The organism is Janthinobacterium sp. GW822-FHT07H10 (assembly GCF_058798675.1).
In genome coordinates this window covers 503,535-527,574 of the sequence record NZ_JBXAKS010000004.1, presented here as the reverse complement: position 1 = coordinate 527,574, position 24,040 = coordinate 503,535, and the positions used below count along the sequence as shown (strand labels likewise).

At 65.5% G+C, this 24,040-nt stretch carries 23 protein-coding genes; 6 read left to right on the top strand and 17 right to left on the bottom strand.

From position 1 onward, the window contains the following. Positions 1–73: 73 nt before the first annotated feature. Positions 74–352, top strand: coding sequence for a hypothetical protein (locus AC1RDJ_RS13070; protein WP_493027648.1), 279 nt, complete (start codon positions 74–76; stop codon positions 350–352). A 148-nt stretch (positions 353–500) separates the two neighbouring features. Then, positions 501–953 carry a DUF192 domain-containing protein gene (locus tag AC1RDJ_RS13065; RefSeq protein WP_071324809.1) on the top strand — a complete coding sequence of 151 codons (453 nt, stop codon included), beginning with the start codon at positions 501–503 and terminating at the stop codon, positions 951–953. Between the two features lie 181 nt (positions 954–1,134). Here AC1RDJ_RS13065 and rpsT read toward each other — a convergent pair whose 3' ends face one another. Beyond that, the gene (gene rpsT / locus AC1RDJ_RS13060) at positions 1,135–1,401 is read right to left on the bottom strand and encodes a 30S ribosomal protein S20 (protein ID WP_010395935.1); all 267 of its coding nucleotides are present in this window, start codon (positions 1,399–1,401) and stop codon (positions 1,135–1,137) included. A 307-nt stretch (positions 1,402–1,708) separates the two neighbouring features. On the opposite strand from rpsT, the gene murJ reads away from it, so the two are divergent. Then, positions 1,709–3,256, top strand: coding sequence for a murein biosynthesis integral membrane protein MurJ (gene murJ, locus AC1RDJ_RS13055; RefSeq protein WP_071324810.1), 1,548 nt, complete (start codon positions 1,709–1,711; stop codon positions 3,254–3,256). A 132-nt stretch (positions 3,257–3,388) separates the two neighbouring features. Here murJ and AC1RDJ_RS13050 read toward each other — a convergent pair whose 3' ends face one another. The 12 genes from AC1RDJ_RS13050 to gspG form a co-directional block, all read right to left on the bottom strand. Continuing rightward, the gene (locus AC1RDJ_RS13050; RefSeq protein WP_071324811.1) at positions 3,389–3,886 is read right to left on the bottom strand and encodes an FxDxF family PEP-CTERM protein; all 498 of its coding nucleotides are present in this window, start codon (positions 3,884–3,886) and stop codon (positions 3,389–3,391) included. Positions 3,887–4,112: 226 nt separating this feature from the next. Next, a complete protein-coding gene (locus AC1RDJ_RS13045) occupies positions 4,113–4,802 on the bottom strand; it encodes a type II secretion system protein (protein WP_493027647.1) in 690 nt (229 codons plus the stop codon). A gap of 5 nt (positions 4,803–4,807) precedes the next feature. Beyond that, positions 4,808–5,212 carry a type II secretion system protein gene (locus AC1RDJ_RS13040; protein ID WP_071324813.1) on the bottom strand — a complete coding sequence of 135 codons (405 nt, stop codon included), beginning with the start codon at positions 5,210–5,212 and terminating at the stop codon, positions 4,808–4,810. Positions 5,213–5,215: 3 nt separating this feature from the next. Further along, the gene (locus AC1RDJ_RS13035; RefSeq protein WP_071324814.1) at positions 5,216–5,716 is read right to left on the bottom strand and encodes a type II secretion system protein; all 501 of its coding nucleotides are present in this window, start codon (positions 5,714–5,716) and stop codon (positions 5,216–5,218) included. Further along, on the bottom strand, positions 5,713–7,785 hold the full coding sequence (locus AC1RDJ_RS13030) for a secretin GspD/PilQ domain-containing protein (protein WP_493027664.1): 2,073 nt from the start codon (positions 7,783–7,785) through the stop codon (positions 5,713–5,715). The genes AC1RDJ_RS13035 and AC1RDJ_RS13030 overlap by 4 nt, the downstream gene beginning before the upstream one ends. Then, positions 7,785–8,306 carry a hypothetical protein gene (locus AC1RDJ_RS13025; RefSeq protein ID WP_071324816.1) on the bottom strand — a complete coding sequence of 174 codons (522 nt, stop codon included), beginning with the start codon at positions 8,304–8,306 and terminating at the stop codon, positions 7,785–7,787. The genes AC1RDJ_RS13030 and AC1RDJ_RS13025 overlap by 1 nt, the downstream gene beginning before the upstream one ends. After that, positions 8,303–8,887, bottom strand: coding sequence for a hypothetical protein (locus AC1RDJ_RS13020; protein WP_493027645.1), 585 nt, complete (start codon positions 8,885–8,887; stop codon positions 8,303–8,305). The genes AC1RDJ_RS13025 and AC1RDJ_RS13020 overlap by 4 nt, the downstream gene beginning before the upstream one ends. Further along, positions 8,884–9,432 carry a hypothetical protein gene (locus AC1RDJ_RS13015; protein ID WP_493027644.1) on the bottom strand — a complete coding sequence of 183 codons (549 nt, stop codon included), beginning with the start codon at positions 9,430–9,432 and terminating at the stop codon, positions 8,884–8,886. Before AC1RDJ_RS13015 ends, AC1RDJ_RS13020 begins: the two co-directional genes overlap by 4 nt. Continuing rightward, on the bottom strand, positions 9,429–10,253 hold the full coding sequence (locus tag AC1RDJ_RS13010; RefSeq protein ID WP_493027643.1) for a hypothetical protein: 825 nt from the start codon (positions 10,251–10,253) through the stop codon (positions 9,429–9,431). The genes AC1RDJ_RS13015 and AC1RDJ_RS13010 overlap by 4 nt, the downstream gene beginning before the upstream one ends. After that, positions 10,246–11,949 (bottom strand): GspE/PulE family protein, encoded by a 1,704-nt coding sequence (locus AC1RDJ_RS13005; protein ID WP_071326632.1) that lies wholly within the window; start codon positions 11,947–11,949, stop codon positions 10,246–10,248. Before AC1RDJ_RS13005 ends, AC1RDJ_RS13010 begins: the two co-directional genes overlap by 8 nt. After that, on the bottom strand, positions 11,949–13,154 hold the full coding sequence (locus tag AC1RDJ_RS13000) for a type II secretion system F family protein (protein WP_071324819.1): 1,206 nt from the start codon (positions 13,152–13,154) through the stop codon (positions 11,949–11,951). The genes AC1RDJ_RS13005 and AC1RDJ_RS13000 overlap by 1 nt, the downstream gene beginning before the upstream one ends. 35 nt (positions 13,155–13,189) lie before the next feature. Then, the gene (gene gspG / locus AC1RDJ_RS12995; protein ID WP_071324820.1) at positions 13,190–13,633 is read right to left on the bottom strand and encodes a type II secretion system major pseudopilin GspG; all 444 of its coding nucleotides are present in this window, start codon (positions 13,631–13,633) and stop codon (positions 13,190–13,192) included. Positions 13,634–14,098: 465 nt separating this feature from the next. Between gspG and AC1RDJ_RS12990 the strand changes: the two genes are divergently transcribed. The 3 genes from AC1RDJ_RS12990 (at position 14,099) to AC1RDJ_RS12980 (ending at position 18,644) form a co-directional block, all read left to right on the top strand. Further along, entirely contained in the window at positions 14,099–14,857 is a 759-nt protein-coding gene (locus tag AC1RDJ_RS12990; protein ID WP_493027642.1) for an NF038120 family PEP-CTERM protein, read from the top strand. A 41-nt stretch (positions 14,858–14,898) separates the two neighbouring features. Continuing rightward, positions 14,899–18,051: a S8 family peptidase gene (locus AC1RDJ_RS12985; RefSeq protein ID WP_289888678.1), complete on the top strand. Its 3,153-nt coding sequence runs from the start codon at positions 14,899–14,901 to the stop codon at positions 18,049–18,051. A gap of 128 nt (positions 18,052–18,179) precedes the next feature. Further along, complete coding sequence (locus AC1RDJ_RS12980; RefSeq protein ID WP_493027641.1) at positions 18,180–18,644, top strand: protease inhibitor I9 family protein; 465 nt, start codon at positions 18,180–18,182, stop codon at positions 18,642–18,644. Here AC1RDJ_RS12980 and AC1RDJ_RS12975 read toward each other — a convergent pair. The 4 genes from AC1RDJ_RS12975 to AC1RDJ_RS12960 form a co-directional block, all read right to left on the bottom strand. Then, positions 18,641–19,324 (bottom strand): LuxR C-terminal-related transcriptional regulator, encoded by a 684-nt coding sequence (locus tag AC1RDJ_RS12975; RefSeq protein ID WP_493027640.1) that lies wholly within the window; start codon positions 19,322–19,324, stop codon positions 18,641–18,643. The two genes, AC1RDJ_RS12980 and AC1RDJ_RS12975, sit on opposite strands and share 4 nt — an antisense overlap. After that, complete coding sequence (locus AC1RDJ_RS12970) at positions 19,321–20,022, bottom strand: winged helix-turn-helix domain-containing protein (RefSeq protein WP_071326633.1); 702 nt, start codon at positions 20,020–20,022, stop codon at positions 19,321–19,323. The genes AC1RDJ_RS12975 and AC1RDJ_RS12970 overlap by 4 nt, the downstream gene beginning before the upstream one ends. A gap of 192 nt (positions 20,023–20,214) precedes the next feature. Continuing rightward, complete coding sequence (locus AC1RDJ_RS12965; RefSeq protein WP_289888675.1) at positions 20,215–20,853, bottom strand: NF038129 family PEP-CTERM protein; 639 nt, start codon at positions 20,851–20,853, stop codon at positions 20,215–20,217. A 10-nt stretch (positions 20,854–20,863) separates the two neighbouring features. Next, entirely contained in the window at positions 20,864–23,860 is a 2,997-nt protein-coding gene (locus tag AC1RDJ_RS12960) for an ExeM/NucH family extracellular endonuclease (RefSeq protein ID WP_493027639.1), read from the bottom strand. Between the last annotated feature and the right edge of the window lie 180 nt (positions 23,861–24,040).

Below are 24,040 nucleotides of genomic sequence, written 5' to 3'. Positions count from 1 at the left end.
TAAGCACTATTTATTTTTAGATAATGGAATAGAATCATCCTCACCTTCACATGACTGAAAAGGAAAGATGATGATGAAAACAATGTTGTGCCTGCTGGCTTCCCTGCTGGCCAGCGCCGCGCTGGCGCAGTCGGGAGCGCAATTGCATGCATCGGCGTCCACCGATGCCAGCCATCCGCCGAAGCCGCCCGCATCCGCATCGACCGACGCCTCCGCCTCGACGGATGCGACGCGCCCGGCCGCGTCGGCCAGGACCAGGGCTTCGGCCGGCACCGACGCGCCGCAACGCCTGATACCGAAGGCGCGCCGGACAAAGCAGCCGGCGAGCGCCGAAGGCACGCCGACCAAATAAGCCTGGCCCGCAGCCAGCCAGGGAAAAGCGGGTTGCGGCAACGCGCATGTTGCTGCAACCCCACGCTTTCGCCATCGTCCGGCGCAATGCTTGACCATGCGTGCGCCAGCATGGCTTAATCGCCGCTTCGATTGCCAGCGCCCACCCCATGAAAAATTCCCGCCGCAGCTACAGCCTTTTCCTTGTCCTGATGGCCGGCGCCGCCGGCGCCCTGGCGCAAACGCCGCAATGGAAGAGCGTGCAATTGTCGGCGGGCATGCATTTGATCCAGGCGGAAGTGGCTGCCACGGAAGCGCAGCGCGAGGAAGGCTTGATGTACCGCGACAAGATGCCGGCCAATGCGGGCATGCTGTTTGTCTTCGGCGCGCCGGCCACGCAATGCATGTGGATGAAGAACACGCCGCTGCCGCTGTCGGTAGCCTTCATCGATGCGGCCGGCAAGATCGTCAACATCGAAGACATGCAGCCGCACACGCTGGACAGCCATTGCTCAAGCAAAACCGTACCCGTACGCTATGCGCTGGAAATGCACCTGGGCTGGTTCAAGCAGAGAAATATCAAGCCGGGCATGAACATCGGCAACCTGCCGCCGGCGCGCTAAGCCCGCTCGCCGCGCCCGCGCCCTGCGTGCACGCTCACCCCAGACAGGGCAGATACCGCAGCAAACCGTCCGACCACGCGAAAAAACCCGCCAGAATGAATCTGCGGGTTTTTGCTTTTCAACCAGTGCCAGCGTACCGGCACAGGCAAGGCCACCTTGGCGGCTTGCCTGCTGGCGAATATTAAGCGGACAGTGCTTTCAAAGCAGCTGCCAGACGGCTCTTATGGCGAGCTGCCTTGTTTTTGTGGATGATCTTCTTGTCAGCGATACGGTCGATGGTCGACACGGATGCTTGGAAGATTGCAGCAGCAGCTGCCTTGTCGCCGCCCTGGATCGCTTTGCGAGCAGCTTTGATAGCCGTGCGCAAGGTCGAACGTTGGGACGAATTGTGTGCGTTTTGCTTAACTGCTTGACGAGCGCGTTTGCGCGCTTGTGCGGTATTTGCCATGGAATTTCCTAAAACAGGGTCAAAGTGCGTTTGCAAACATTAGTGTTTGCCAACCGGTGCGTTCTGTGCGTCTGCCGAACCATGTGTGCCAAACCAGTGCCTGTCAAACATTAGTGTCTGCGTAACAGAATTCTGTACAGCCTTCGATTATAGCGATATTTTCAAGCGGGGGCAAATCAAAAAACCGTGTGTGATGCCAAAATCACCTGAAAATGGGGCTGGCAAGGGCATATCCGCAGCGAATCGGCAGCAATTGTTACCATATTTTAAGCGTTTGCCGCTACCGCGCCCGCTATAATCTGCCCCCATGAACTTGCTTAAAACCCTCGCCGCCATTTCCAGCATGACCATGCTGTCCCGTGTAACCGGTTTATTGCGCGAAAGCCTGTTCGCGCGCGCCTTCGGCGCCGGCGCCTACACGGACGCCTTCATCGTTGCCTTCCGCATCCCCAACCTGTTGCGCCGCCTGTTTGCCGAGGGCGCCTTCTCGCAGGCCTTCGTGCCCATCTTGTCCGAATACAAGAACCAGCACGGCCAGGAAGCGAGCAAGCAGCTGGCCGACCATGTGGCCACCACCCTCGTCTGGGCCACCCTGCTCGTGTCCGCCATCGGCATCGTCGGCGCGCCGTGGTTCGTGTATGCGATCGCCACCGGCCTGACCAAGGATGCGGGCGCCTTCGACGCGGCCGTATGGATGACGCGCCTGATGTTCCCTTATATTACCTGCATGTCGTTCGTGGCCCTGGCGGGCGGCATTCTGAATACCTGGCGCGAATTCAAGATCCCCGCGTTCACCCCGGTACTGCTGAACCTGTCGTTCATCGCCGCCTCGCTATTCCTCGCCCCGCACCTGAAACAGCCGATCTACGCCATGGCCATTGCCGTGTTTGCCGGCGGCCTGCTGCAGGTGGCCATCCAGATTCCCGCCCTGATCAAGATCGGCATGCTGCCGCGCCTGTCGATCAATCCCGCCATCGGCCTGTCCGACGGCGGCGTGCGCCGCGTACTGAAGAAGATGGGACCGGCCGTGTTCGCCGTCTCGGCAGCGCAGATCAGCCTGATGATCAACACCAGCATCGCGTCGCGCCTGGCCGAGGGCAGCATTTCCTGGCTGTCGTATGCGGACCGCCTGATGGAGTTTCCGACCGCCATGCTGGGCGTGGCCCTGGGCACCATCTTGCTGCCCAGCCTGTCGAAGGCGAACGTGGACGGCGACAAGGTGGAATACTCGGCCCTGCTGGACTGGGGCTTGCGCCTGACCTTTTTGCTGGCCCTGCCCGCCGCCGTCGGCATGGCGACCCTGGCCACGCCGCTGATCGCCACCCTCTTCCATTACGGCAAGTTTACGGCCGAATCCGTGACCATGTCGACGCAGCCGCTGGTGGCCTACAGCCTGGGCCTGGTCGGCATCATCCTCGTGAAGACGCTGGCGCCCGCCTTCTATGCGCGCCAGGACATCCGCACGCCCGTGAAGATCGCCATCGGCGTGCTGATCGCCACGCAGCTGATGAATTTGCTGTTCGTGCCCTATATCGCCGTGGCCGGCCTGGCCCTGTCGATCGGCCTGGGCGCCTGCCTGAACGCCAGCTTCCTGTACTGGGGCTTGCGCAAGCGCGGCATTTACCAGCCCAAGCCGGGCTGGGCCAAGTTCTTCCTGCGCCTGCTGCCGGCCCTGCTCGTCATGGGCGGCGTGGCAGCCTTCGGCGCCATGCGCATCGACTGGATCGCCATGCAAGCCCATCCGCTGCTGCGGGCCGGTACCCTGGCCCTGGTGGTGGCCGTCTGCGGCGTGGCCTACTTTGCCACCTTGTTACTCGTCGGTTTCCGCTTCCGCGACTTCAAGCGCAGCGCCTGACCACATGCGCGGGGCATCGCAGCCTGCGTCCTGCCATAGCGGCGTACTGCCTGCGGCCTGGCGCCCGGCCCGGCCTACGGCACAGACGAAAAAAAACCCGCCGAAGCGGGTTTTTTTCATTGCGGCGAAAGCTTAAGCAGCTTTCTTTGCGCGGCGGCGGGCGACGGCGCCCACCAGTGCCAGGCCACCCAGCAGCATGCCGTAGGTTTCTGGCTCAGGTACTGGCAGGGCCGATACGGAACCCAGGTACTGGGCTTTTGCCAGGCCCGTCAGGCCGGTGACGTGCACCGTGTATTCGCCTGCAGCCAGCTGGCCGCCCCAGCTCAGGCTTTGGATGCCGGCTGCCGTGCTGTTGGTCAGGTTGCCGTAACCGAGCAGCGTGGCCGAGAAATCCTTGATCGCGCCTTCAACCACGGAGAACGTTTGCAGTGCGCCAAACGAGGTCGACGATGGGGTGACCAGCTTGAAGGTCCAGAAATCGTCAACTGCGGTGTTCGCGGCAAACTTGGTGGTGATGGCCGACAGGGTGTCCGAACCCGATGGATCCAGGATACCCAGGTCGTACGTTGCTGCCGATGCGCTGAACGATGCTGCTGCCAGAATGCCTGCAGCGATAAATTTCAATTTCATAGTTTATCCCTTAAAAAGTAATTTATGGCTGCGATGCGCAGGCCACCAATAGTTTTAGTACCGAAAGTACTGATGAGAATGGTAGCATAAATGCACTAAAATACTTATAAATATTTTATCGAAGTTTCATACGAGATAACTATTTTCAAGGTGAAATATTTGCCAGTATCGACCACTTTCCGCAGGAAAATAGTTGCTGGCACATCTATGCCATTTCAGCGCACTTTTATCGCGAGACTGCCATTTCGTCCGCATCGGCAGGCGCATCGAGTAGCTCGGCAGGCTGCGGCGGCTCCGGCGCCGGCTCTTCTTGCGGCGGGGAAATAGGCCTGGAAAACAACGGTGGCGCCGGCGTGACCGGCTGCACGTCCGCTGCGCCGCCAGGCGCAATGGTTCCTGGTGGCATGTTCATGGGCTGCGCCGGCGGCAGGGGCGCTTGCCCGCTGACCATGAAATGCCATTCCGACAGATGCGCCTTGCCTTCGAAGCCGGCGAAACGCGCCTCGAAGTTCCCCACTTTCAACGGCGCGGCCTGCGACAGGCTATGCACGCCGATGATGCCATTGCTGCCAGGCTGGTACAGCAAGCCCCATGTGGCGCGCCCCGTGATGGGATCGACAAACAGCTTGCGCAAGTGGCGGCGCATGTGCGGCACGCGGGGGTCGCGCAGCAAGGCGGCCAGGCTGGGCGGCTGTTGCGGCTGGCCGGCAGGCGTGGCGGCCGCGTAGCTGAGCAAGGCATCGGAAAACTGCGCGCCGATATCGAGCAGCTCCTGCTCCGCCGCCTGGCGCTGCAACAGCGAACCCATCTTCAACCCTGCCGCCCCCACCAGGCCCAGTATCGCCACCACGATGATCAGGCTCAGATAGGTGAAGCCATGCTGGCGGCGCAGCGGGCGGGACGGCAAGGGGCGCATCGCCGCTACCAATCGGCGAAGGGCGTGCCGCTGCGGTCCTTGCCCGGCGCGCCGCTCTTCACGTCATACACCTGGCCCGGCGTATCGTCGGGCGGCGGCACGATGATCCAGCTGGCGTCGCTTTCGGTGATGGGGTCGATCGGCATGGCGCGCAGGTATTTCTTGTCCACCAGTTGCTCCAGGGTATCCGGGTAGCGCCCCGTATCGCCATGGAACTGGTCGATGGTGGTGCGCAGGTTGCGCAAGTTATCCGCCAGCACGGTTTCCTTCGCCTTGTCGAGGCTGGGGAAATAGCGCGGCACGGCCAGGGTCAGCAGCAGCGCCACGATGCCGAGCACCACCAGCAATTCGATCAGGGTAAAGCCGCGCGCACGCCGGGCATCGCATGGGGAAGGAGTATCAGCAGGCATGGTTCACCATAAACGGTAAGGCACGTTGTTCAGGCCCGTCTTGCTGGAAGTGGAGTAGACATCGTACACGTCGTCGCCCTCGCGCGGTTCGCTCGCCTCGCTGGCGTAGCTGCGCCGCCCCCACGTCTGCGCATCGCTCAGGCTGGCATCCATATTGAACGGGTCGCGCGGCACGCGGCGCAAAAAGAACATCTTGCTGCGCTTCGGGTTGCGCTGGTCCGGCACGCCCTCGACCAGCACGTCCAGGCTTTTCGGGTAGCCGCTGGCGTCGGGCGCGCGCACGATGCGGCCCTCGTCGCCGGCGCGCTTGTAGGCATCGAGCCCCTGGCGGATCTCGCGCAGCGCGCGCCGCAAGTCCTGCTCCTGGCGCCGCTGCACCGTAACCTGCGTGACGGGCACCACCAGGGTGGCCAGCACGCCCAGGATGGCCAGGGTCACCAGCAGCTCGATCAGGGAAAAGCCGCCCTGGCCGCCGGCGCACGACTGCGCGCGCGCCAGCCTCATTTGGCGGGCGGCTGCGCCACCGGCACGGGCTGGCCGGACGACAGCGGCAACGGCGCCATCTGCAGCGGCACGGGCTGGCCCGACGATATCGGCAGGGGCGACGCGGCCGGCTCGGGCGACGGCGCCACTTCCGGCGCCGGCACGGTTTGCGGCTGCGGCTGCGGTGCCGGCAACGATGACGGCAGCTGGCCGGGCACCATCATCGGCTGCGGCGGCGCCGGCTGCATGCCGACGGCGGACGGGCCGGAACGCACGATGACCGTGCCCGGCATCTGCGTCGGCGCCTTGGCCGCCATGTCGGGCCGGCGGCGGAAGCTGCCTTCGGTACCGGCTGAAAATTCCGATTCCTTCGCTTCCGGACGCTGTACCGTGCGCACCAGGTGCGGCGTGATCGACAGCACGATTTCCGTCTTCTGGCTGTCGTCCTTGCTGCTGCCGAACAGGCGCCCCAGCACCGGTATGTCGCCCAGGCCCGGCACCTTGTTGCCGGCGCTGCGCTCTTCATTGTTGATCAGGCCCGCCAGCACCTGGTTCTCGCCATCCTTCAGCTGCAGCATGGTCGATGCCTGGCGCGTGCCGATCTGGTACAGGGTCGAACCGCTCTTGGTGATGGTGGCCGCGCCCAAGTTGCTCACTTCGAGCGAGATGCGGATGCCCACCTCGTTATTCAGGTAGATGGTCGGTTCGGCGTTGACCGTCAGGCCCACGTCCAGGTAGCTGATCGACTCGGAGGCAAAACCGCCCGTGCCCGGCGAGATGGTGGTGGTAATCACGGGCACCTTGTCGCCGATGACGAATTTCGCCTTTTCGCGGTTGCGCACGCGGATGCGCGGATTGGCCAGCATGTTCGCGTCGCCGTCCGTCTTCTTGGCGTTCGCCGTCACGGACAGGTCGCTCACGCCGATGGTGCGCCGGTTCAGGTTATTCAGGTCGTTGATGGTCAGGCCAGCGCCGCCCGACGTGCTCAATGGCGTCAGGGTCAGGCTCGTCGGCCAGGCCACGCCCAGCTCCAGCAGGCGGCTGCGCTTGACTTCGAGGATTTCCAGTTCCAGCACCACTTCCGCTTCCGGCACGTCCTGCACCGCGATCAGGCGCTCGGCCAGGCGGATCGCCTCGGGCGTGTCGCGCACGATGACCAGGTTGAGCTTTTCATCGGCCACCACGTCGCGCGTCTTGAGGATGGTCTTGAGCGTGTTGGCAATCTGCTTGGCGTCCGCATTGGCGAGAAAGAAGGTCTTTACCAGTACTTCCTGGTATTCCTTCAGCTTGGCCGCCACGTTCGGATAGATCAGGATGGTGTTCGCATCCATCACCTGCTGCTCCAGCTGGTTCGTCACCAGCAGGAAATAGACGGCCGATTCCACCGTGCTGTTTTTCAGGAAGATGGACGTCTTCGCGTCCGCCTTGACGTCCTTGTCGAAGACGAAATTGAGGCCGGAGCGGCGCGCGATCAGCTCGAACACCTGCTTTAACGGCGCATCGCGAAATTCGATCGTGATCGGCTGCTTGTACGATTTGGCCAGGCCCGACTCCACCACGGGCGGCGCCGTCTTCTCATCGACGTCGCGCAGCAGTTCGCGTGCCCCGGCATGGTTCGGCTGCTCGGTGAGGATGGCGCTCAGGCGCTGGCGCGCCGGGTCGTAGCGCTTGGCCTCGATGTCTTTTTGCGCTTCCGTCAGCAGCTTGCCATGGCGCTGCTCGCGCTCCAGCGCGCGCAAGCCGCTGTTGGCGCGCTCGTTCTGCGCGTCGATTTCCAGCACGCCGAGAAAAGCCGCGCGCGCCAGATCGCCCTGGCCCGCTTGCGCATGGCGCTCGGCCTGCTGCAGGCGGCTGCTCGTGGCCTGTTCGCGCGCCTGCAGGTAGGCGCTGCGGTACTGCGCGTTGCCGGGATCCTGCTGCAATGCTTCCTGCAGCTTTTGCAGGCCGGCCGGCACCTGGTTTTGCGCGATCAGCTCGCGCCCGTCGCGGTACGCCATGTGGCCGGCGCAACCGGCCAGCAACAGCAACAGCAGCGGCGACGCCAGGCGGGCGCGCCGCAGGAACGGCGCCGTGGAAAAGGAACGAGGCATCACTCGGAAACTCCAATGTTGAGCTGCTGAACCTGGTTCAACGGCAGGTAATTGAGCGTCATGACGGGCGGCGCGATGGTCACGACCTTGTAGGCGCCCTCGATGACGGTGTTCGCGCGCACGATATAGGTTTTATCGGCGCGCGACAGGAAGACTTCCCAGGCGCCTTCGGCGGCGGCCTTGCCCAGGTAGATGAACGGCAGCGGCGGCGCCATCGGCGGCGGTGGCGGCGGCGGCGCGACGACCGCCATTTTCGGCGGCGGCGGTGTCCAGTTCTGGCTGTGGAAGACGCCATCGGCGCCGCCAAACGTGTCGCCATCCTCGCCCGCCACCTCGCTGCGCGGCAGCAGGGCCAGGATGGCCGGCTGCGCGGCCTCCGGCCTGGCCGCAGGCTTGCGCGCGGGCGCGACGGCGCGCTCCACGGCTTCGGCCACGTCGGACACGGGCTGGCGTTCGCCGAACAGCAGCAAGGCGCCCGCCCCCAGCAGCGCCGCCAGCATCAGATAGTGGCGCGGCGTCATGGCGCCCCCCCGGCATCCGTCGGCGCATCGGTCAACGCATCGGACAAATAAAAAGTCAGGCGCAAGCGTGCCTCGAGGTTGGTGTCGGCGATCTGCTCGCGGCGAAAGCTCAGCTCATCGAGCGAAGCGAAAGGCATGGCGCGCAGTGCCTGCAGCGCGAACTGCCACACGGCCGCATAACTGCCCTTCAGCGGCAACGTCACCTGGTAGGTGGCGATGCGGCTGGCCTTGTCGTAGCCGCTTTTATACTCGCCCTGCGCCAGCACCAGGCCATTCTTCGCCGCCAGGTCGAACAGCAGCTTGACCTGCTGCTCCGCATGGCGCTGCGGTCCCAGTACGGCATAGAAGCGGGCCAGGTTCTCGCTGGCGGTCGCCGGCGGCGCGACGGCCGCCACGGCCAGCGCGGGTTGCGGCAGGGGCCGCGCTTCCAGCTGCGTCGCCATGGCGCGCTGCTGCCAGGCCCAGGCCCAGGCTGCGATGCCCAGCAGGCACAAGGCCACGGCGATGCAGGCAGGCGCGCCCGCGCGGCGCAACAGCAGTTGCGCGCGCAGCCGCAGCATATTCAGGTCGATGCCCGTCATGGCTGGCCCCAGTGTGCTTCGACCTGGAAGCGCAAGGGCTTGTTCGGATCGAGTTCGTTGATTTCATGGCGCAGCAGCTGCACGCGCGAACCGAACAGCTCCTGCTGCTTGAGCTGAGCAAGGTAGTCGACCATGGCGTCGCTGCCCTTCGTCTCGGCCGTGATCTTCAGCACCCGCTTGCGGGCATCGGGCTCCAGCGCCAGCAGCGCGATGGCCGGTGGCGTGGCCGTGGCCAGCGCATCCTGCACGTCGCGCCAGGGCAGGTTCAGCTGCAGGATGGCGGCATTCACGGCCGCCGCCTGCGCCGGCGTGATCGGCGTGGGCGCCACCGGCGCCGGGCCCTGCATGACTGCCGCGACACGCTGCTGCGCGCGCTGCAATTGCGCTTCGCGCAGCTGCTGGCGTTGCAGCGCGGCCCAGCCGCCGTACGCCGCCGTGGCGACCAGCGCCACGCCCAGCGCGCCCGCCACCCACGCCCATGCCGGCACGCGGTGCATGCTGCGGCGCCAGCTGGGCGGGGAGAAATCGATATCCATATGTATCATGCCGCGCCTCCGCTGCGTGCCAGCTGCGCGGCCGGCGACGACGCGCCGTCCACGCCTGGCGGGAAAAACGCACTGCATATCAACGCACCCGGCGCGCGCGGCGCCAGCCAGTCGGGCGGCACCGCGCCGCACAGTTGCAGCAAGCCTGGCGCGTCCATGCCCTGCAGCAGCGCTTCGCGCGCCAGCGTCTGCTCCATCCAGTAATGGCCAGCGCCATGCGGCACGGGCACGGCGCGCACGGCGTGCAGCACACCTTCGCGCGGCACCCCGAGGGTCAGCGTCTGCGCCTGCAGCTGGCCAAACCAGGCGCCCGGCTTGAGCGCGCCCTGCCAGCGGTTCCAGCTGCGCACGAATTGCGGCGTGATGAAAATCAAGGCCAGCTTGCGCTCCAGGGCCACGCGCGTCAGCTGCGCCAGCAGTGCGCGCGGCACGGCGCAAAAGAATGGCGCGCGCGCATCCCAGGCGCCGCTGCTTTGCCACAGGCCCGGCGCATCGCCATACAGGGCCTGGAAACGCAGCGCGGCAGCCGCCTCGATATCGGCCAGGCGCGTGGCGCCCTGCGGCAAATCCACCTGCCACAGGCGCGTCAGCGCGTCATCGAGCACCACCGACAGGGGCCAGCCCGCGTACTCGCCAGCCGGCAGCACCTGTTCCAGCGCCTGCCCGAGGGCGGAAAAATCGCCATGCAGGCTGTCGTCCGGCGCGTAGGCCTGCTCGGCCAGCGGCGTCCAGGCGGGCGCGCGCCAGCGGCTGCTGCGCCACAGGCTCACGCCATCCACCGCCACGCCCAGGCGCAGTCCATGTCCTATGCCTCTACGCATGCAGGGTGACCCTCTTGATTTCCGTAATGGTGGTGGCGCCCCGCTTCACCAGCTCCAGCGCCGCCAGGCGCAGGCTGCGCGTGCCGTTCGCATAGGCGGCCGCCTTGATCTGGCGGATCGGTTTTTTATCGACGATGAGTTCGCGGATTTCATCCGTCAGCACGAGGATCTCGGCGATCGAGCGGCGCCCCTTGTAACCGGTGCCGCGGCAGTCGCCACAGCCCTTGCCCTGCTTGAACTGGTAGTCATACACATCGGCCCGCACCAGGCCCACGCTGGCCAGCTCCTGCTCGTCAGGCGTGTAGTCGGTGGCGCAATGGGGGCAGTTGGTGCGGATCAGGCGCTGCGCCCAGATGCCGTTCAGGGCCGAGACAAACGCATACGGATCGATGCCCATGTGCGTGAAGCGGCCAAACACGTCGAACACATTGTTCGCATGCACGGTGGTCAGCACCAGGTGGCCCGTGAGGGCCGACTGCACGGCGATTTCCGCCGTCTCGCGGTCGCGGATCTCGCCCACCATGATCTTGTCCGGGTCGTGGCGCAGGATCGAGCGCAGGCCCTTGGCAAAGGTCAGCCCCTTCTTTTCATTGACGGGGATCTGCAGGATGCCGGGCAGCTGGTATTCGACGGGGTCTTCGATGGTGATGATCTTTTCGCGCCCGTTGTGGATTTCCGTCAGCGCCGCGTACAAGGTCGTCGTCTTGCCCGAACCCGTGGGGCCCGTCACCAGCAGCATGCCGTAGGCTTCCTGCGCCAGCGTGCGCAGGGCCACCAGCGACGGCGCATCAAATCCCAGCGCTTCCAGCGTCAGGGCGCCATACGCTTCGATCATGGCGCGCTTGTCGAGAATACGGATGACGGCATCCTCGCCATGGATGCTGGGCATGATGGAGACGCGCAGGTCGATCTCGCGTCCGCCCGCCTCGACGCGGAAGCTGCCGTCCTGCGGCACGCGGCGCTCGGCGATATCGAGTTCGGCCAGCACCTTCAGGCGCGAGATGATGTGCTCCGCCACCTCGATGCCGTTGACGGAGGTGGCATGATCGAGCACGCCGTCGACGCGGTACTTGACGGCCAGGCCGCCGGCCGTGCTTTCCAGGTGGATGTCCGAGGCGCCCGCCTTCAGCGCGTCATATAAAGTCGAGTTGACCAGCTTGACGGCGGGACTGGCCGCTTCCGAGACGCTGGCAAACGACAGCACGGCCGCCGTCTTGCCGTCGCGCCGGGCGTCGCCGGCGGCGCCAGGCAGCAGGTTATCGACGGCGCGCGCCGATTCTTCCTGTTTCGACAGGTAGGCGCCGATGTCGGCCTGCAGCGCCAGGCGCATGGCCAGCGGCGCGTGCGCGCCCTGTCCGGCGCGGGCAGCGAGCCAGGTCTGCAGGTCGAGGTCGAACGGGTCGGCGATCACCCCCACCAGCTGGCCGTCGCCGGCGCGCAGCAGCACGCTGTGGCGCGCCAGCGCCTGCGACAGCGGCAGCAGGTCAAACGCGGGCGCGAAGGCCAGCATGTCGGCCGTCTCCAGCACGGCCAGGCCAAACGGGCGCGCCAGTTCCTGCACCACCTGGCGCGCGTCGATGCCGCTCAATTGCTGCAACTCCTCGACCAGGCTGCGCTTCGATTGCTGGCACAGGCCGCGCGCGCGCTGCATCAGCGCGGGGTCGATCGCCACGACGGGCACGGAAGCGGTCTGCATCATGAGATATCGCCGGCAAGGTCAAAGATGGGCATGTACAGCAGGATCACGATGGCGCCGACGATCAGGCCGATGGCGGCCATCAGCAGCGGTTCGAAGGTGCGCGTGAAACGGTCGATCCAGCGGCTGATTTCGCCGTCATAAAAAGCCGCGGACTGGGTCAGCATGGGCCCCATGTCGCCCGTGCGCTCGCCCACGCGCAGCATGCGCAGCGAGATCGGAGTCGTCAGCTGGTGCTGTTCGAAGGCGGACGACAGCGGCTGGCCCGCTTCGATGGCGCCGCGCGCCAGCTGCAGCGACGCCTGCATGCGCGGCGACACCATCGCCTGCACGGTGGCAATGGCTTGCACGATGGTGATGCCGCCCTCGGACAGCATGCCCAGGGTCAGGTACAGGCGCGACAGTTCATAGATGCGCACGCGTTCGCCGATGCCGGGCAGCTTCGCCAGCAGGCGCGCCACGCCGCCATTGCGCAACACGCGCCGCACGGCCGTAAAGACAACGCTGCCGGCAAGCGCCAGCCCCAGCAACAGCAGCAAGCCATGTTCGGTGACGAACTGGCCCCAACTGAGCATCACTTGCGACATCCACGGCAGGTTGCGCCCGGCGCCCTGGTAGACCTCGGCGAAACGCGGCACCACATAGCTGATCAAGAAGGCACTGACGCCGCCGCCCACGGCCAGCAGGATGGCGGGATAAATGGCGGCACTGACGATCTTGGCGCGCACGGCGTCGATGCGCTGCTGGTAATCGATATAGCGCGACAGCGCGCGCGGCAGATCGCTCGTGCCTTCGGCCGCCTTGACGATGCCGATATACAAGGGGGGAAACAGTTCGGCCTGTTCAGCCAGCACGGCAGAAAAGCGCTTGCCCTCGCGCAAGCCTTCCAGCAGACGGGTGAGCACGCTGCGCGTGGCGGCGGCCGCCTCCTTTTCCAGCAAGGCTTCCAGCGCCTCGACGATGCCGAGGCCCGCGTTGAGCAGGGCCAGCAATTCCTGGCTGAACAGCAGCAACGGCAGCGCGCGCGCACGCTGGCGCCCGGCCGCGCTGAACGGCGTGGCGCGCAACGGCCGGATGGCGCTGACGAACAGGCCGCGCGCTTCGGCCTGGCGGCGTACATCGGCTTCGTCGCGACCGTCGATCACGCACGTCGACAGGGTGGCTACCGCCTGGTCCGTCGAGAGCGCGCGTACTTCAAACTGCATGATGACGTATCCGTGAGGGAAAAGTGGTGCTGGCGTTATTGCGAGCTGATATCGGCATTCTCGCCGCTGCCGCCCGGCTGGCCATCCTTGCCCATGGAGACGATGTCATATTCGCCCTTGCTGCCAGGGGCGCGGTATTGATAGGCGTGTCCCCACGGATCGAGCGGCACGCTTTTCTTCAGGTAAGGGCCGTTCCAGCGGGTGCCGGCGGCCGGCGGCGCCACCAGCAGCGCGGCCAGGCCCTCTTCCGTGGTCGGGTAGCGGCCCACGTCCAGGCGGTAGGTATCGAGCGATTTTTCAAATGCCTCGATCTGCGCCTTGGCCACCGTCACTTCGGATTTGCCCAGCTGGGCGAAATATTTGGGGCCGACGTACGCCGCCAGCAAGCCGATGATCACGATGACGACCAACAATTCGAGCAATGTAAAACCGCGCGCGCCGCGCGCTGCCGCCAAATTCTGCCTGTGTGCTGCATGCATCCGGTAACTCCTTAATACCAACCTTCACTATCTTGCGTCGCTGCGCGCGGCGGATGGCCACGCACGGACGACACGCGCTTGCCCGATGCGCATCAGCCTACCATGCCGCTTATGGTTAATACAATCTTTTCTTTGTACTGTGAACAACAAATTGCGCGGGAAACCATCAAGCCTGCGCGAAACGGCCGCCGTGCCGCGCGCACGTGACAAGCTGGTTAATTACTCAACTATTTTCAATGCGGAAACTATCTACTCTTGGTTAGCAATTCATAGTAAGTGATGAATTTTATTCATTCATTATTTGTAACTTTCAAATTAAATTTGAAAGAATATCGAACAATCAAATTGCCTCTTTTGCTATAGTAAAAATCAATTTTCTGCGCATTGGTCTTATCCGTCCGCGCAGCAAAGAACACCCAAGACGCAAAACATATTGCATCCTACATAATCACCAAGGGAAAATTCATGACTCGTATTGTGCATTCGAAGGCAGCTTCCGCAGCAAGTCCCTTCTCGGCCAAGCAGTTGACTGGTGCCGCCATCCTGGCCCTGTCCGTCGCCTGCGCCCCCGCCGCCATCGCGGACGTGATCAACTTCGACAATCTCGATAGCCAGTTCGTCGGCCATGGCGACGCGCTGGAAGTCGGCAAATTCCTGCTGACGGGCGCTTCGAATGTCACCGGCGCCAGTTATGGCGACCTGGTCGGCGCGGTGTTCGATGGCACGGACCCGGCCGCCTGCGGCATGGCGTGCCCGACCAACAATACGAGCAATTACTATGCCTCGCTCAACGACGGCATCGTCTACCTCGATCCGCTGAACCCGGGCGGCAGCGTCAGCCTGCAAGGCTTCGACGCCAGCTTCATCGGCTACGCCCAGGGCGTCAGCTACCCGGCGGTGGCCGGCCTGCTGCGCGTGCAAGGCTTCTATGCCAACGGCTCTTCCATCTATGAAACGTATCAGCTGGGCGGCCCCGTCGGCGGCAACTTCCAGTTCCAGCACTACAACACCAGCGCCAACTTCGGCAGCCAGCAATTCGCCTCGCTGGCCTTCTTCGGCTTCACTTGCAACACGGCCGGCAGTTGCAGCGCCTTCAGCACCAACAAGGGCCAGTTTGCGCTCGACAATATCGTCGCCTCGGTACCGGAGCCATCGACCTACGCGATGCTGCTGCTGGGCCTGGCAAGCATCGGTTTCGCGGCGCGCCGCCGCCAGCAAGCCTGATTCGTCCCCTTACGCTACCGTTACCGTTACAGGAAATCCTCATGACATTCCGTCCCGCTTTGCGTCCCATTTCGCTCGCCGTGCTGAGCCTGTTTGCCAGCCTGAGCTTCCAGGCCCACGCCGACGACCTGCGCCGCCCCTACATCGTGCAACTGACCGATAAACCGATCGCTTCCTACGCCGGCTCGGTGGAAGGCCTGGGCGCGACCCAGCCTGCCGCCGGCGGCCGCCTCGACCTGGCCAGCGCGGAAGTGCAGCTGTACGGCGACTACCTCGAGCAGAAACAGGCGCGGGTACAGGCCCTCGTCGCCGCCGCGCCCGTGCAATACCAGTACAAGATCGTCCTCAACGGTTTCTCCGCCCTGCTGACCGACGCCGAAGTGCGCCAGCTGCAGGCCAGCGGCGAAGTGGCCAGCATCGCCCCCGACGAGCCGCGCACCCTGCAGACGAACTACACGCCGACCTTCCTGGGCCTGGACCAGCCGGGCGGCCTGTGGAGCCAGCTGGGCGGCAAGCAGCATGCGGGTGAAGACATCATCATCGGCATCGTCGATGGCGGCGTGTGGCCGGAAAACCTGTCGTATGCGGACAAGGTCGACGCCAACGGCACCCCGACCTTCGACCCGAACGCCACCCTGGCCTACGGCGCCGCGCCAGCCGCCTGGAAGGGCAGCTGCCAGGCGGGCGAAGGCTTTACGCAAGCCCATTGCAACAACAAGCTGCTCGGCGCGCAATACTTCAACGCCGTGCGCCTGACCGAGACGGACAAGATCCAGCACTGGAGCGAATTCACGTCGCCGCGCGATTCCGTGGGCGACCCCAGCGGCGAAGGCGGCCACGGCACGCACACCTCGTCCACCGCGGGCGGCAATGCGGGCGTGCCCGTCACGGCGAACGGTTCGCCGCTGGGCGCGATTTCCGGCGTCGCGCCGCGCGCCCGCCTGTCCGTCTACAAAGTCTGCTGGTCCTACAACCTGGCCACCCAGCCCACGGGCGCGAAGAATGGCTGCTACGGCGGCGACAGCGTGGCGGCGATCGAAAAAGCCGTGCAGGATGGCGTACACGTGATCAACTACTCGATCAGCGGCGGCGGCAGCGTCAACGATCCCGTCGAGCAAGCCTTCCTGCATGCCTCGAATGCGGGCGTCTTCGTTGCCGCATCGGCCGGCAACGCGGGCCCGGCCAACACGGTAGCCCACGTCAGCCCATGGATCACGACGGTGGCCGCCTCGACGCACAACCGCGCCAACCAGGCCAACGTCACCCTGAGCAACGGCGCCAGCTACACGGGCGCCTCGCTCAACTACAACCCGCTGCCGGCGACCACCCTGATCCGCGCGCAGGACGCGGGCCTGCCCGGCGCCGATGCGCAAAAGCTGGCCCTGTGCTACCGCGCCGGCGACAATGGCGGCGTCGCCCTGCTGGACCCGGCCAAGGTCGCCGGCAAGGTCGTCAGCTGCCTGCGCGGCACCACGGCGCGCACCGACAAGGGCGTCGCCGTGCTGGAAGCGGGCGGCGCCGGCATGGTGCTGGTCGACACGGGCGTGGGCCTGGTATCCGACCCGCACGTGCTGCCGGCCGTGCACGTGAGCGCCGCCGATGGCGCGCTGATCAACGCCCAGGCGCAAACGGGCGTGGCCAAGGCGGCCATCTCGCGCTTCGTCACCAATGGCAACGGCCCCGCCGCGCCCGTGGTGGCCGACTTCTCGTCGCGCGGCCCGAACCTGTACGACGCCAACCTGCTCAAGCCCGACGTCACGGCGCCTGGCGTGGACATCCTGGCCGGCGGCTCGCCTGCCCTGTCGCGCGCGCAGCGCGACGCCGTGCAGGATGGCAGCCTGGTGCCGGCGCAAGCCTACATCTTCCTGCAGGGCACGTCGATGGCCAGCCCGCACGTCGCCGGCCTGGCCGCCCTGCTGCGCCAGCAGCATCCTGACTGGAGCCCGGCCGCCATCAAGTCGGCCCTGATGACCACCGGCAGCACCACCCTGCCCGACATCCAGACCGGCGACGCGCGCGGCATCCTGCCATGGGGCCAGGGCGCCGGCCACGTGACGCCGAACAAGGCCACGGATCCGGGCCTCGTGTACGACGCCAGCCTGGCCGACTACAAGAAATACATGTGCGGCGTCGGCATGACGGCCGAATGCGCGGGCGGCACGATCGCCGGCTACAACCTGAACGTGCCGTCGATCACCATCGCCAACGTGCTGGGCACGCAAACGGTGACGCGCCGCGTCACCAACGTGGGCAGCAGCAGCGCCACCTACACGGCCAGCGCCTCGATCAGCGGCTACAGCGTGGCGGTGGCGCCTGCCACCCTGGTGCTGGCACCGGGCGAAACCAAATCCTTCAACGTGACCCTGACGCGCACCACGGCGCCGGACAACGCATGGCAATACGGTGCGCTCGTCTGGAGCGACGGCGTGCACACGGTGCGCAGCCCCGTCACGGCCCGCTCGGGCCGCGCGGTGCAGTCGCCGGCATTGCTGCAGTCCGACAAGGTCAGCGGCTTGCGTTCGCTGACCCTGTCCACCGGCTTTGCCGGCAAGGTCGGCGCAGCGACGGGCGGCCTGAAGGAAGTGACGCGCAGCGCGCAAACCATCAGCCAGGCCGTGCCGGGCAGCGTGGAAACGCTGGCGCAGATGGCCACCGCCTGCAAGGCGGGCGCCAGCGGCGTGCGCGTGGTCAATGTCAGCATTCCCGCCAGCACGGTGGTGGCGCGCTTCGAAACCTTCGACCGCGACACCACGGAAGGCGCCGGCAATGACCTCGACCTGCTGCTGCTCAACAGCGCCGGCGCGACCGTCGCCACCTCGGCCACGGCCGGCTCGAACGAGGCGATCACCGTGACCACCCCGGCGGCGGGCAACTACAAGCTGTGCGTGGTCGGCTACGAGCTGGCGAATGGCGCGTCGACCGGCTTCGGCCTGTCGTCGGCCGTCGTCACGACGGCCGACAAGGGCGGCAACCTGAAAGCCACCCTGCCAGGCAAAGTGTATGTGGGCGGCAGCGCCACGGCCGGCGTCAGCTGGTCGGCGCTGGAAACGGGCAAGCGCTACCTCGGCGGCGTGGTCTTCCTTGATGGCAACAACGCGGCGGCTTCCACCACCGTGCTGTCGGTGGAAACCAACAGCCCGCTGCCGCTGGCAGTGCCGAGCCTGCGCAACGTGAAAGCGGACGCCAAGCTGTAAGCACCTCGTTCCAACGGCAACACGGCGCGCCCTGCGGGGCGCGTTTTTTTATGTGCGGCCGGTAGCGCCGCAGATACAGGCGTAGAATCGGCAGCACAGGTACCTCCCCTACGCCTGGAAAGCATGCCATGCCCTCGAAACACTGGATACTAGCCGCGATCGCCGGCGTAAGCAGCATGGCCGGCGCCGCGCAGGCGGACCAGCACAAGCCGGCGCAGCAGGCGCGACACGCCTATATCGTGCAATTGACGGATGCGCCGCTGGCCTCGTACACGGGCGGCGTGGCGGGCCTGGCCCCCACCCTCGTCCAGGGCCGGCGCCTGGACACGGGCAGCGAGGCGGCGCGCCGCTACACGGCTTACCTGGAAGAGCGCCAGCGCGCCGTGCTGGCGCTGGTGGCCAAGGCCCCCGTGCAATACCGCTATACGGTGACCCTGAACGGCTTCGCGGCCATGCTGACACCGGACGAGGTGGCGCGCCTGAGAGCCAGCCCGGACGTGGCGCAGGTGTCGCTGAGCACCATCGAATACACGCACGGCGACGGCGGCAATGGCAATGGAAGGCAGCAGGCCACGCCGCGGGACCAGCGCTAGTGGCTGAGCAGGCGCAGCGCGATGCCGCGCGACACGGCTTGCATGCGGTTGCTCACGCCCAGTAATTTATAGATGCGCTGCAAATGGCTTTTCACGGTGGCGCCGCTGATGCCGAGGATTTGTCCCACTTCATCGTTGCTTTTTCCCTCGCGCACCCAATGCAGCACTTCCAGCTCGCGCGCGCTGGCCGCGCGCGACGCGGCCGGGCCAGCCATGGACGTGCGCCCGCTGTCCTGCAGCGCCAGCCAGTGCATATGCAGGCAGGGCAGCAGCAATTCCAGCATGTAGGTTTGCCGCATTGCATCGGCCGACGACAGCGCGAACAAGGCGAAAAAACTGCCGCCCCCCGCCGCCGCATTGCCATGCACCAAGACCTGCCCGATAACGGCCGCCTTCTGGCCGCCCGCGCGCCAGGCCTGCGCCAGGCGCGCCACCTGGCCATCGCGTATATCGTTGATGTCGCGCAACTGCGCGGCATCGAGCACGCAGCTGTGCCACGCCTCGCTGCGCAGCACGCTCCCATCGGCGCCCAGCTGCGCGCAGACGAGGATGGCGTGCGGCAGCAAGGCTTGCAGCGGCCCCTGGCTCCACAGGAAAAAATCGCTGGGCGCGACGATGCCATGCGCGCCCACGATGGCATGCAGCAGATACTCCTGTTCGCGTCCCGTCAGCAATATCATGCGCAGACAGCCGCATCGGCTGCCAGGTAGCGGTAACCGCTGCCGCGCACGGTTTCGATATGGTGGCCGCAGCCGCCCGGCTGCAACGCTTGCCGCAAGCGCCCCACATGGGCATCCACCGTGCGCTCGTCGAGGTAGGCGGCATGGCCCCATACCTGGTCCAGCAGTTGCGCGCGGCTATGCACGCGGCCCGGATGGCCCATGAGGAAATGCAGCAGCTTGAATTCCACGCGCCCCAGGTTGACGGCCACGCTGCCTGCCGTCACGCGCAAGGTGTGCGGATCGAGGCGCAAGGCGGTGGCCGCCGTCCCGCGCAGGGCCGAGGGCGCGCGCCGGCGCAGCAGCGCATGCACGCGGGCCAGCATTTCACGGGGACCGAAGGGCTTGCACAGGTAATCGTCGGCGCCGCTCTCGAGTGCCAGCACCTTGTCGTGCTCGCTGTCGCGCGCACTGGCCATGATGATGGGCAAGTCGCACAGCAGCCCATCCTGGCGCACCTGGCGCAGCAGCGCGATGCCGGAAGCGTCCGGCAATTCCCATTCCAGCAGCAGCAAGTCCGGCGCAGCGGCCGCCAGCAGCGCCAGCGCACCGCGCGCGTCCGGGGCGCAGCTGACGCGGTAGCCGGCGCCCGTCAGGTTATGCGCCAGCAACGCTTGCATGGCTGGCGCGGGGTCCAGCACCAGGATATGGCCAGGCATCGATGCATCCTCCGGAAAAAGTTGGCGGCAGTCCATGAAAAACTAGACTGCTCGACAAGTTTTTACTATGCATCAAGCGTAAAACGCTGACTAATACAATTTAGTTTCCTGATTTATAGTTTTTACAAATAAATGGCGAAAAAAAACACAGCGGGCCGAGGGCGCGCTGTGTTCAAGCTGGAAAGACGGTGCTTAGGCTGGCGTCACCGCCCGGCGCCGGCGCAAGGCGAAACCGATCAGCGCCAGGCCGCCCGTCAGCATCATCCATTCCGACGCTTCCGGCACGGCCGAGATCGACGCGATGCTCGCATACGTGCTGCCGGCTATGCTCGCTGGCAAGCCACCGTTCAGCGGCGTCAGTTCGAATTGCAGCAGGTTGCCATTCACGTTGCCTAGGTAAGACGTGGCCGTGGCGTCGAGCAAGCCCACGCCGAAGGTCGTGCCCGCATTGCCTGCCGTGTTCAGGAAGTCGCCGCCAAAGACGATATTGAAGGCGAACTTGCCGCCCAGCGTCACGTTCTGGAACCAGTCGTTGTAGGCGCCGCTATTGCCGAAGGTCAAGGTCCCCGGCGCGCTGCCGCTGACGCTGCCCTCCTGCGTTTCCAGCGCGCCAAAGGCGCCCGTGAACTGGCTCAGGGTCGCGGTCGCGCCCGGTGCGGGGCTGTTGCCGGCGATGAAGGCGAAGTCGAGGAAACCGGCGCCCGAGAACTGGCTCGTGTCGATTTCCACGTGGTAGCCGAGCGGATCGGCCAGCGCCACGCTGGAGCTGCCGGCAAGCAAGGCGGCCAGCACGGCGCGGCGCAGGGTAAGGTTGAGTGTCGATGCAAACATGATGAGGTCCTTAGAAGTTGCCGGCAAAGATGCTGGCCGAGTAATTGATCGTCACTTTCGACGGGTTAGTGAAGCTGACGGCAAACGAGGCCGTCGCGCCAGGCGCCAGGCTGGCCGCGTTGACGCTGACATACGCCGCGCCCGCATGGCTGCCCGTGGCGTTGGCCAGGGTCACGCCGGCCGGCAAGCCGCCGAACACGACCTGGAATGGCCCGTTGATGGCGGCCGTGCCCGTGTTGGTGAAGGAGAAGGTGCCCGTGTACTTTTGCGTCACGCGGTTGAAGGTCAAGCCCGAGCTGGCCTGCGCCACGCCGGCCGTGATGTCGCGGTAGGCAGGCTGCAGGTCCAGGCTGATGACGACGGGATCGTGGTCCGAGGCGCGGTACGGCAAGGCGTTGTACAAGTCTTGCGGCTTGGCCGAGTCGATGTTGTAGTCGATCACTTCCGGCTCGTCCGCATTCACATGCCATTCAGCCACGCCGGCTACTTGCGGGCTCAGCGAAGCACTGGCCAGGGCATGGTCGAGGTAGCCGCTCTGCCCGCCGAACACGTACGAGTACGGCATGCCGGACGGCCGCACGAAGCGCTCGAGCTCATTGACGAAGCCGGCGCCCGTGATGACCTGGATCGGGTCTTCCGCGCCATACGAGTTGAGGTCGCCGATGACCAGCACGTCGGCGTCGCCGGCCGCAGCGGCCACCTGCGGCACGAAGCTGCCCACCAGGCGCTGCGCTTGCTGCACGCGCGTGGCGTTCCAGCAGCTCTGGCTGTCGTTTTGATCCGCATCAAGACCGCCGCCGGACGGGCAGCTGCCCTTCGATTTCAGGTGGTTGACGATCAGCGAGAATTTCTCGCCATTGCCGGCGCGGAAAGTTTGCGCCATCGGCGGACGGTTGTTGATGGCATTCGCGTCCGACAGGGCGCCGCCCACCAGGCCCAGCTTGGCAGGCTTGTAGATCATCGCCACGCGGATGGCGTCCGTGCCCGTGGCGGCCGGCTTCGGCACCACCGCGTACGTGACGCCGCCGATGGCCGCGTTCAGCTGCTCGACCAGGTAGGTGACGGCCGTCTCGCCATTGTTCTGGATTTCCATCAAGCCCACCACGTCCGCGTCGATGGCTTTCAGCTCGGCCACGATCTTGTCGCGCTGGCGCACAAACTCGGCCAGGTTGTCGGCGCCGCGGCAATTGCTCTTCGTGGTCGACGAACCGACGGTGCAGCCCTGCCCCGTCTGGCCAAACACGTTGTTGCCATTCGTAAAGGTCGTGAAGAAGTTCAGCACGTTGGCGCTCGCCACTTTCACGTTACCTGCGGCCAATTCCGGCGCGCCGGCGCGCGGATTGTCGCGCGAGAACTGCGGCGTTTGCGTCGGCTGCAGTTTATAGGCGGCGCCGCCACCGCCGATGGCGCCAAAATCGACCACGCCCGTCAGGTCGGATACCGTGTCGCCGCTGCGCACGGTGCCATCCTGGCCGATATACGGTATCGTCGGCGGTGCGACAAAGATGCCATCATCGAGCACGATCAGGTTGTTCGCATTGGCCGCGATCAAGGCTTGCGCCTCGGCGGAACCGGCCGGATGGCGGTTGGTCGGCACTTCGCGCCGTCCTGCCGACAGGGTCAGCTCGCCGCGCGCGCCCAGGTAGGCGTTTTGCGACACGGTCAACGGCTGCGTGAAGCGCACCAGCATGCCTTCCACGGCGCCCAAGTTGTCGTTTGGCAAAGTTACATTCGCCGGCACGACGCTGTGGCCCGCGCTTTGCGTGAGGATGGCCGTCACGTCCTTGAATTCCGTGTAGGAATTCTTTGCGCCCGACGGCGTATATTCGAAGACCGTGCCCGTCACGCGCACCAGCTCGCCCGGCTGCACGGTGGTGGTGTTCGCGCCGGTGTAGACAAAGATGCCGTCCGAAGTCGATGGATCGCCATCGCCGGCCGCATCCTGGAGGAAGAAGCCGGTGCCCACTTTCAGGGTCACCACGCCCTCCGTCGTCTGCACGGAATTGGCGTACGGGCTGGTGGCGCCGCTGCCCTGGATTTGCGGAATCGTGTGGCTGACGGCCGCCAGTCCCTGCACGGCCACGTCGATCCGGCACGAAGCCGTCTGCTGCTGGTCGTTGCCGAACTGCACGACGACGGGATAGTTGCCCACCGGTACGCCCGCTGCCACCAGCAGGCTGACGCTGGCGCTCTCGCCGGCCACGCCGGCGGCGCTGAAACCGGCCAGGCTGATGCCGGCCACGGCCGGCGAAGTCAGGATGGCGGCATTGACGACGCCATCGATGTCGGACGCGCGCAGCACGGCGTTGCCGCCATTGCCTGCGGCCAGCGCCAGGCTGGCCGGGCAGCTGGTGATGATCTGGTGCACCACGGGGCCGCCGCAGACGTGGCGTTCGGATGCCGTATTGCGCGGCGTCACACTGCCGCTGCTAAAGTCGGCGCCGTTGTCGTCCGTGTCGCCGCAGCCGCCATTGGCGCGCGAAATCGACAGCGTATTCGATGGCGCGGGCGCCACATTGCCCTCGTAACCGTTGGCCGTGCCGAAGCCGACCAGGTCGATGACGGCCGCACCCGTCGGGCTGGCGCCCGATTGCGCCGTCTTGCTATTGCTGAGCAGCACCTTGCCCGCCGTGCCCGACATCGCCAGGCTGCCGGTGGCGTCCGGCGTCGGCAGCGCTGCCGTCCCCCCCGCCCCCTTGGCTTGCTGGACCAGCAAATACTGGCCAGGTTGCAAGTCGATAGCCGGCAAAGCCGTCACGGCCCAGGTGGTGCCCGCGGCGGACGCGTACTGCACGCTCCAGTTGTTCACATTCACGGGGCTGGCGCCGCGGTTGAAAATTTCGATGAAGTCGTTGGTATACAAGGCGCCGCTATTGCCGCCGCCGCCATAGACCTGGCTGATGACGATATCGGAAGCGGCCAGGGCCGGCACGGACAGACCGGCCAGCAAGGCGGCCATGACGGTCAGGCGCAGGGGCGCGCGCAAGGGGGAGAACGAGGTGTGCATGAGTATCCCGGTCGGTAAATAAATGGCGCCGGTCCCGGATGGTCGGCCGGCGCACGACAATTAACAAAAGTATTTCAGACTTGTTATTTGCATATTAAACGTCCACGATGACGACTTGATGACATTTGATTAATCCGAACGGCGTAAAAACCTTGCCCTTCGGCCTCTTCTGATGCCTGG

Excerpts from the sequence above, each read along its gene's own strand:
- AC1RDJ_RS12965 (WP_289888675.1), bottom strand. The coding sequence starts at position 20,853 with ATGTTTGCATCGACACTCAACCTTACCCTGCGCCGCGCCGTGCTGGCC.
- AC1RDJ_RS13050 (WP_071324811.1), bottom strand. The coding sequence starts at position 3,886 with ATGAAATTGAAATTTATCGCTGCAGGCATTCTGGCAGCAGCATCGTTC.
- rpsT (WP_010395935.1), bottom strand. The coding sequence starts at position 1,401 with ATGGCAAATACCGCACAAGCGCGCAAACGCGCTCGTCAAGCAGTTAAG.
- AC1RDJ_RS13065 (WP_071324809.1), top strand. The coding sequence starts at position 501 with ATGAAAAATTCCCGCCGCAGCTACAGCCTTTTCCTTGTCCTGATGGCC.
- AC1RDJ_RS12975 (WP_493027640.1), bottom strand. The coding sequence starts at position 19,324 with ATGATATTGCTGACGGGACGCGAACAGGAGTATCTGCTGCATGCCATC.
- AC1RDJ_RS13035 (WP_071324814.1), bottom strand. The coding sequence starts at position 5,716 with ATGAGGCTGGCGCGCGCGCAGTCGTGCGCCGGCGGCCAGGGCGGCTTT.
- AC1RDJ_RS13070 (WP_493027648.1), top strand. The coding sequence starts at position 74 with ATGAAAACAATGTTGTGCCTGCTGGCTTCCCTGCTGGCCAGCGCCGCG.
- AC1RDJ_RS12970 (WP_071326633.1), bottom strand. The coding sequence starts at position 20,022 with ATGCCTGGCCATATCCTGGTGCTGGACCCCGCGCCAGCCATGCAAGCG.
- AC1RDJ_RS13020 (WP_493027645.1), bottom strand. The coding sequence starts at position 8,887 with ATGACGGGCATCGACCTGAATATGCTGCGGCTGCGCGCGCAACTGCTG.
- AC1RDJ_RS13000 (WP_071324819.1), bottom strand. The coding sequence starts at position 13,154 with ATGCAGTTTGAAGTACGCGCGCTCTCGACGGACCAGGCGGTAGCCACC.
- gspG (WP_071324820.1), bottom strand. The coding sequence starts at position 13,633 with ATGCATGCAGCACACAGGCAGAATTTGGCGGCAGCGCGCGGCGCGCGC.
- AC1RDJ_RS13010 (WP_493027643.1), bottom strand. The coding sequence starts at position 10,253 with ATGCGTAGAGGCATAGGACATGGACTGCGCCTGGGCGTGGCGGTGGAT.
- AC1RDJ_RS13015 (WP_493027644.1), bottom strand. The coding sequence starts at position 9,432 with ATGATACATATGGATATCGATTTCTCCCCGCCCAGCTGGCGCCGCAGC.
- AC1RDJ_RS12985 (WP_289888678.1), top strand. The coding sequence starts at position 14,899 with ATGACATTCCGTCCCGCTTTGCGTCCCATTTCGCTCGCCGTGCTGAGC.
- AC1RDJ_RS13030 (WP_493027664.1), bottom strand. The coding sequence starts at position 7,785 with ATGCCTCGTTCCTTTTCCACGGCGCCGTTCCTGCGGCGCGCCCGCCTG.
- AC1RDJ_RS12990 (WP_493027642.1), top strand. The coding sequence starts at position 14,099 with ATGACTCGTATTGTGCATTCGAAGGCAGCTTCCGCAGCAAGTCCCTTC.
- AC1RDJ_RS12980 (WP_493027641.1), top strand. The coding sequence starts at position 18,180 with ATGCCCTCGAAACACTGGATACTAGCCGCGATCGCCGGCGTAAGCAGC.
- murJ (WP_071324810.1), top strand. The coding sequence starts at position 1,709 with ATGAACTTGCTTAAAACCCTCGCCGCCATTTCCAGCATGACCATGCTG.
- AC1RDJ_RS13045 (WP_493027647.1), bottom strand. The coding sequence starts at position 4,802 with ATGCGCCCCTTGCCGTCCCGCCCGCTGCGCCGCCAGCATGGCTTCACC.
- AC1RDJ_RS13040 (WP_071324813.1), bottom strand. The coding sequence starts at position 5,212 with ATGCCTGCTGATACTCCTTCCCCATGCGATGCCCGGCGTGCGCGCGGC.
- AC1RDJ_RS13025 (WP_071324816.1), bottom strand. The coding sequence starts at position 8,306 with ATGACGCCGCGCCACTATCTGATGCTGGCGGCGCTGCTGGGGGCGGGC.
- AC1RDJ_RS13005 (WP_071326632.1), bottom strand. The coding sequence starts at position 11,949 with ATGCAGACCGCTTCCGTGCCCGTCGTGGCGATCGACCCCGCGCTGATG.
- AC1RDJ_RS12960 (WP_493027639.1), bottom strand. The coding sequence starts at position 23,860 with ATGCACACCTCGTTCTCCCCCTTGCGCGCGCCCCTGCGCCTGACCGTC.